General features: G+C 33.1%; 4 protein-coding genes. 1 reads left to right on the forward strand and 3 read right to left on the reverse strand.

What is annotated here, in order from left to right; translation table 11 throughout:
- Positions 1–54: 54 nt before the first annotated feature.
- Complete coding sequence (locus IR213_RS14065; protein ID WP_194312937.1) at positions 55–672, reverse strand: GNAT family N-acetyltransferase; 618 nt, start codon at positions 670–672, stop codon at positions 55–57.
- A 540-nt stretch (positions 673–1212) separates the two neighbouring features.
- Between IR213_RS14065 and IR213_RS14070 the strand changes: the two genes are divergently transcribed.
- Positions 1213–3648: a DUF4982 domain-containing protein gene (locus IR213_RS14070; protein WP_194312938.1), complete on the forward strand. Its 2436-nt coding sequence runs from the start codon at positions 1213–1215 to the stop codon at positions 3646–3648.
- Positions 3649–3852: 204 nt separating this feature from the next.
- On the opposite strand, the gene IR213_RS14075 is transcribed toward IR213_RS14070, so the two are convergent.
- Both IR213_RS14075 and fahA read right to left on the reverse strand, forming a co-directional pair.
- Positions 3853–5034 (reverse strand): hypothetical protein, encoded by a 1182-nt coding sequence (locus IR213_RS14075; RefSeq protein WP_194312939.1) that lies wholly within the window; start codon positions 5032–5034, stop codon positions 3853–3855.
- Between the two features lie 133 nt (positions 5035–5167).
- Entirely contained in the window at positions 5168–6451 is a 1284-nt protein-coding gene (fahA, locus tag IR213_RS14080) for a fumarylacetoacetase (RefSeq protein ID WP_194312940.1), read from the reverse strand.
- Positions 6452–6600: the final 149 nt, after the last annotated feature.

The following is a 6600-nucleotide window of genomic DNA, read 5'->3' on the forward strand; positions in this document are numbered from 1 at the left end:
ATTTTTTGTTTTCTCCTTGACTCCCTCTCCTTTGGAGAGGGCTTTGGAGAGGATTTATTTTTTCAAGAACAATGTCTGTTTTATTTCTTTTAATCTGTTCCAAATCCGTACATTAAACGGATGTTTTGGCGGGTCTTTAGGTTTTTCTTTTGGATCATAAAGCATTCCGGTGCATAAGCACATTTTGTTGTCTTTGCTTTTTAGAATTTCAAAATTAGTGCAGGTTTTGCACCCAGCCCAAAAGCTTGGATCCGTTGTCAATTCTGAGAACGGAACCGGTTTGTATCCTAAATCCGAATTGATTTTCATTACTGCTAAACCAGTTGTAATTCCAAATACCTTAGCATCTGGATATTTTTTTAAGGAATAATCAAAAACAAATGATTTTATTTTTTTTGCCAAGCCTAAATTTCTGTAATCGGGATGAACAATCAATCCAGAATGTGCCACAAACTTACCGTGTTGCCAACTTTCGATATAACAAAAACCAGCAAATTTATCATCAATTAATGCAATAACTGCATCATTGTTCTCCATCTTTTTTTGGATGTAAGCTGGTGTCCTTTTGGCAATTCCAGTCCCTCTTAATAAGGCGGATGATTCAATGGTCTCGCATATTTCCTGCGAATATTTATAATGTTCTTCCTGAGTTACTACGATAGAAATATTCATTTCAAGAGTTGAATTTTAAATTAAAAAAGATTTTATTTAGGGCTGTTAAAATATTGCAATTGTTCATTTTTTTAAAAATTACAGCATAAGGCGATATGCAAAAAATAGTGCTATTTTCAGGATATAATCCAAAGGATAAATGATGTAATTTCAAAATAAGAAAAATGAAAAATGAATAAAAAAGAAAGAAACACTTTTGGAAGCTATAGTTATAGCATCCGTACTTCGGGTGAAGTCGTAGGTGTGTTTATCCGTGATAATGAAGTTATATGTAAACTTAGTTTATTCATCGACGCAAATTTACACTTATTTTATTGAAAAAATAGATGTTTTTTATTTTGTAACAAAATTAAAATTAAATGTTGGTTTTATTGTAAAAATTACTTTTAAAAACATTTTAGTATTGAAGAACTTTTAAATAAATGGTTTAAAAGTAATGCTGACAAAACGAAAAGAAAATATTATCTTAGATAATTAAAAATAACCAATCATTGCTAACTATATAAACCTAAATAATTAAAACTCACATATTATTAAACCATGATAATTTTAAAAAAAAGAGACCTATTAATATCTTTTCTTTTATTAGTTGCTACAGCAGTTAATGCCCAAGAAAGAGTCACAATTGAACTAACTAAAGGTTGGAAATTTTCTAAAGGGATTAACGAAAAAGCTTTTGAAAATAATTTTAAGGATTCGAAATGGGAATCTGTTACGGTGCCTCATGATTGGGCAATTTATGGTCCTTTCGACAAGGAAATTGACAAGCAATCAACGGCCATTGTTCAAAATGGAGAAAAAGTTGCCACCGAGAAAACAGGAAGAACAGGAGCTTTGCCCTATATTGGAGAAGCATGGTATAGGAATCAATTTTCAGTGCCCAATTTTGATAAGAATAAGAAAGTAATTCTCCTTTTTGAAGGTGCAATGAGTGAACCAAAAGTATTTGTAAATGGTCAAAAAGTAGGAGAATGGAACTATGGCTATAATTATTTTTACTTTGATATTACTAATTTCATCAATTCCAATGGTAATAACAGCTTAGCTGTACATTTATCCAATTTAGGGTCGTCATCACGTTGGTATCCTGGAGCAGGTTTGTATAGAAAAGTAAAGTTAATTGTCAAAAATAAAGAGAGCATCGATCAATGGGGTACTTTTATTACAACCCCTATCGTCTCGGATAATTTGGCGAAAGTAAATATTAAAACAAAAGTTACTGGAGAAAATCTTTGCATCATCACCAAAATTAATGATGCGACTGGAAACGAAGTTGCAGTTGACAAAACAGATGCTATTTTTGGTAATGAGTTTGAACAAAATATTGCCGTGAATAATCCGCACTTATGGAGCCCTGAATCACCGTATCTCTACACCGCCGTTTCTCAAATATATGTTGATGATATACTAAAGGACGAAATAACCACACGATTTGGCATTCGAACTATAAAATATGAAGCCAACAAAGGGTTTAGCTTGAATGGAAAAGTTCGGAAACTTAAAGGGGTTTGTTTGCATCATGATTTAGGGCCAATTGGTACTGCAATCAACAAAGCCGCATTGCGTAGACAATTAACTATTTTAAAAGATATGGGATGTGATGCCATTAGAAGTTCGCACAATATGCCATCATTAGAACAACTCGAATTGTGTGACGAAATGGGATTTATGTTCCTAGCTGAAAGTTTTGACGAATGGGCCAAGCCAAAAGTAAAAAATGGTTACAATCGTTTTTTTGAAACCGATGCCGAAAAGGACATCGTAAATTTGGTTCATGCCACTCGCAACCATCCATGTATTGTGATGTGGAGTTCTGGAAACGAAGTTCCGGATCAATGGGGTTCCGAAGGAGTAAAACGAGCAAAATGGTTGCAAGATATTTTTCATCGTGAAGATCCATCGCGACTTGTAACCGTGGGAATGGATCAGGTTAAAGCGACTATGGAGTCTGGTTTTGGAGCATTAATGGACATTCCAGGACTCAATTATCGCTTGCCTTTATATGAAGAAGCTTTTAAAAAATTCCCGCAAGGTTTTATTTTAGGTTCGGAAACTGCATCAACTGTTAGCTCTCGAGGGATTTATAAGTTTCCTGTGGTAAAAGTACATTCTAAACAATATCCTGATTTTCAATCCTCATCTTATGATTTAGAATATTGCAATTGGTCAAATGTGCCTGATGATGATTTTGTATTGCAAGATGATAAACCGTGGGTTATTGGCGAATTTGTTTGGACTGGTTTTGATTATTTGGGTGAACCAACACCTTATGACGAAATGTGGCCTTCACGGAGTTCCTATTTTGGAATTAACGATTTGGCGGGTCTACCAAAGGATCGATTTTATTTGTATCGAAGCCGTTGGAATAACAATGACAAGACTTTACACATTTTACCACATTGGAATTGGGAAGGAAGAGAAGGAGAAACAACGCCTGTTTTTGTGTACACCAATTACGATAGTGCGGAACTTTTTGTTAATGGAAAGAGCATGGGAATTCAAAGGAAAAACAATTCAACGCCTCAAAACAGATACCGTTTGATGTGGATGGATGTCAAATACAAGCCTGGAACAATTAAAGTTGTGGCTTTTGATAAAGACGGAAAAGCAGTTGCAGAAGAATCCATTCGCACAGCCGAAAAGCCTTGTCAAATTAAACTCGAAGCAGATAGAAGTTCTCTTGAAGCCAATGGTGAAGATTTAGCATTTGTCACGGTTTCTGTAGTAGACAAAAAAGGAAATCCGTGTCCAACTGCTACAAATCAATTGCAATTTAGTGTTTCAGGAAACGGCAGGTATCGTGCTGCTTGTAATGGCGATGCCACGTCATTAGAACTATTTCATTTGCCTACTATGAAGTTATTTAGTGGGAAACTGGTTGTCTTAGTACAATCTACTCAAGAAACCGGAAAAATAGCATTGAAAGTATCTGGTAGAGGATTAAAAGAAGCAACAATGCTATTGTATTCAAATTAAAACTTAATCAATGAGTCTAAACAGAAAATGGCTTTTTTAAAGTTTTTCGGTTTGTCGTATATTAAAATTCAAATCATTGATGCTAATCCATATCTGGGGGTATATCGTCAACAAGTTATCAACTATATTTGAAAAAGGGGTTGACTTTAATTAAAAAATCAACCCCTATGTTTTAACCAGGCATACTTTTTTGTAAAGTGTTTGTTATTTTCTAAATTGATTCCTTTTTATGATGTCCTTTATTTTTGATTTTAAATTTAGGCCTGTATCATAAACCATTTGCTCATTTGACGGGAAAAGTATTGCTCTTTTATCAAAATAAGGGAAATAATTATCATCGGACGCACGCTTATCACCTTTGTAACTAGAATAAATATTTTCGAAAACAAACTCGCTAGTTAATGGGAATGATTGCATCAATTGATTGTTTTCAAGATTCACATAATCTACAATTGCGGTGATTTGGCAAGATTTGAATTGTTTAAATTCATTAATTCGAACAGTTACATTTTTTAGAATATCTACCATAACAACTTTTCCATCTTTATCCAAAACTTCTTTATTGTTTGCATCCAAAAGCTTCTTTTGACCGTCTTTTATTTGTTTTTCTTTTACAAATTCTTTCTCTTTTATTTGTTCTGGTGAAATGTATATTTCTCGTAAACTAATGTTCATTCCGTAATCATAATTTATTTTATTTTGTTTGCTATTGTGATACACTGTCCAGATATCATTTAATCCGAAGGTGTTGAAATCTAATAAATCATTTTGTAATCTACTCGGAATTATTAAGTTAGTTTGGTTTTTTGTGGTAACGAGAACAAAATCAGTTCCTTTAAAATGCGCTTCTTCGATTAAATTATTTACATCTTTATAATTGGGATTTATTTGGTTCAAATAATTCAAATCATCGTAGGCTTTACGATAATTCATTTTGTTTGGACCAGTCAATAGGTTTTTTGAATTGTTGTATAAGTAGTTTGAAAGATTGTTTTTACTATAAATTATTTTTGAATTATAATTGTCTAACGGGAATTTCGCATTTCGACCTTCTTTTAATAGTTTCAAAGGAAGTAATGGTTTTATTTTTTCTTGGCGATTGTCTAATTGAATGTAAGTATTGTATATTTTTTCGAATTTTGTAGGATTGGAATCATTCTCCAATAAATTAATAGAGTTCAAATCGCGATCTTTAGCTTTGGCGAAAGCCTCTTCTATAATGTACACATAATCTTGATTTCCTTTTTTGTCTTTATTAGAACGCAAGTTATTAGTAGCAATGTCAATAGCATCATCATAATTCCCAGAAGTTAGCAAGGAGCGAGTATGTTTTACTCCGCAAGAAGTGAGCAATAGGAAAGACAGGATAAAGGAGAGTTTTTTCATGCTAATTTTTTGCAAATTTAAGATTTAATTATGGACTGTTGGACAGATTAATTTTCAATTTTTAACTTTTTTCAATTTTTTTTCTAAATAAAAAATCCGACTATTAGGTCGGATTGTCTTTAATTATGATATTTTATTTCCTTACAAAGGGCGGAAGCAATTTAGTCGAAACTTCACCAAAACCTATTCTGACGCCATTGTTTTTACAAAATCCTTTCATAATTACGGTATCGCCGTCATTTATAAATTTTCGTTCCGAGCCATCGCTAAGTTTAATTGGAGTTTTTCCTCCCAAAGTCAATTCCAGCATAGAACCAAAACTATCTTGTGTTGTTCCTGAAACCGTACCTGAACCCATCATATCGCCAGAATTTACTCTGCATCCATTTGAAGTGTGATGTGTTAATTGCTGGCTCATAGACCAATACATATGTTTAACATTAGATATGGTCACAATTGTAGCTTCGGAATTTTCCGGTTGAATAGCCACTTCTAAATTAATATCAAAATTATGTTTACCTTTTTGTTGTAAATAAGGAAGTGGCGCAGGATCTTGTTTTGGGCCTTTAGCTCTGAATGGTTCTAATGCATCCATGGTGATAATCCAAGGAGAAATTGATGTGGCAAAGTTCTTTGATAAAAAAGGACCTAGTGGTTCGTATTCCCATTTTTGAATATCACGAGCACTCCAATCATTTAATATAACCATCCCAAAAATATAATCTTCAGCTTCATTTATTGGGATATTTTCGCCCATAACATTGACATCAGTCGTGATAAAAGCTGTTTCTAATTCAAAATCCACTAATCTGGAAGGTCCAAAAACTGGTGTTTTTTCGCCGTTTGGCAAAGTTTGCCCCATGGGTCTGTGTACCGGAATTCCTGAGGGAATAATCGAAGAACTTCGACCGTGATAAGCTACCGGAATATGAAGCCAATTAGGTGATAACAAATGTTCTGGATCACGATAAATTTTTCCAACATTGACAGCGTGCTCTTTATTGGAAAAGAAATCAGTATAATCGCCAATTAAAACAGGCAATTGCATTTCAATATATTTTACATTAAAGATTACTATTTCTCTATGTTCTTTGTTATCTCTTAGTTTTGGATTGGTTTCGTCAAATAATTCTGCCAAACGATTTCGAACTAATCTCCATGTCTTTTTTCCATCCGAAATAAAATCATTTAGGGTGTCCTGCATAAACATATCATCCGTCAATTCAATGCCTTCAAAATAATTTAATTGTTGTAAAGCACCCATATCAATAGCGCAATCACCAATTCTAGTTCCTATAGTTATAACGTCATCTTTGGTAATAAAAACACCAAATGGTATATTTTGAATTGGAAAATCGCTATCAACTGGGACTTCTATCCATGATTTTCTTTTGGTATTATTAGCTGATATTGGCATACTATTGTTAATTATTTTGTTAAAAATTACTCATCAAACCCGTTGGGTGTAATTATTTGAAGTAAAAAATATTAATTAGATATTGCTCAAGACACTGAAATTCAGTATCTTGAAGTCGCAAAACAAACAATATCCATGTCAAATATAAT

The sequence above is a fragment of the Flavobacterium soyangense genome, from assembly GCF_015277675.1.
GTDB lineage: Bacteria > Bacteroidota > Bacteroidia > Flavobacteriales > Flavobacteriaceae > Flavobacterium > Flavobacterium soyangense.